We start from the raw sequence: 1,204 nt of genomic DNA on the forward strand, positions 1-1,204 counted from the left end.
TAGCTAAGGAAGGTGCGAATAAGCAGGTCATTTCTTCCCAAGCTGACTCGCTGATTAAAATTTCGCGGATCTGGGCCGATTTTTTTCCCGCAAACACATCGAATCAGCCTATTTAGGCTATTTTTTCCACCATTTCTGGCGTTATTTCCGGTTTTTACTGAGATCTCTCCCACTGACGTATCATTTGGTCCACCCGAAACAGGTTGGCCAGGGTGAATAACATCGCCAGTTGGTTATCGTTTTTCAGCAGCCCCTTGTATCTGGCTTTCACGAAGCCGAACTGCCGCTTGATGATGCGAAACGGGTGCTCCACCCTGGCACGGATGCTGGCTTTCATGTATTCGATGTTGATGGCCGTTTTGTTCTTGCGCGGATGCTGCTTCAAGGTTTTTACCTTGCCGGGACGCTCGGCGATCAGCCAGTCCACATCCACCTCGGCCAGCTCCTCGCGCTGTGGCGCTCCTTGNTAGCCGGCATCGGCTGAGACAAATTGCTCCTCTCCATGAAGCAGATTACCCAGCTGATTGAGGTCATGCTCGTTGGCCGCGGTGGTGACTAGGCTGTGGGTCAGGCCACTCTTGGCATCGACACCAATGTGGGCCTTCATGCCAAAGTGCCACTGATTGCCTTTCTTGGTCTGATGCATCTCCGGATCGCGTTGCTGCTCTTTGTTCTTGGTAGAGCTGGGTGCCTCAATGATGGTGGCATCCACCAAAGTGCCTTGGGTCATCATGACGCCTGCTTCGGCCAGCCAGCGATTGATGGTCTTGAACAATTGACGGGCCAGTTGATGCTGCTCGAGCAGGTGGCGGAAATTCATGATGGTGGTGCGATCCGGCAGGGCGCTATCCAGGGATAATCGGGCAAACAGGCGCATGGAGGCGATTTCGTACAGGGCATCTTCCATGGCACCGTCGCTCAGGTTGTACCAATGCTGCATGCAGTGAATACGCAGCATGGTCTCCAGCGGATAGGGCCGTCGGCCATTGCCCGCCTTGGGATAAAACGGCTCGATGACAGCGGTCATGTTTTGCCATGGCAGAATCTGCTCCATGCGGGAGAGGAAAATCTCTTTTCGGGTCTGACGGCGCTTAGTGCTGAATTCACTATCGGCGAAGGTGAGTTGATGGCTCATGATGTCCCTCTGGGATGCGCTCCGGATGAATATGATGATCTCATATCAGGAACTTGTTCGCACCTTCCC

General features: G+C 53.6%; 1 protein-coding gene. It reads right to left on the minus strand.

Annotation, left to right across the window (positions count from 1 at the left end):
* Positions 1 to 154: 154 nt before the first annotated feature.
* The gene (locus VZP09_RS01385; protein ID WP_328794851.1) at positions 155 to 1,135 is read right to left on the minus strand and encodes an IS5-like element ISKpn26 family transposase; all 981 of its coding nucleotides are present in this window, start codon (positions 1,133 to 1,135) and stop codon (positions 155 to 157) included.
* Between the last annotated feature and the right edge of the window lie 69 nt (positions 1,136 to 1,204).

Origin of the sequence: Klebsiella sp. EMBS2024, from assembly GCF_036233805.1 — a bacterium.
GTDB lineage: Bacteria > Pseudomonadota > Gammaproteobacteria > Enterobacterales > Enterobacteriaceae > Klebsiella > Klebsiella pneumoniae.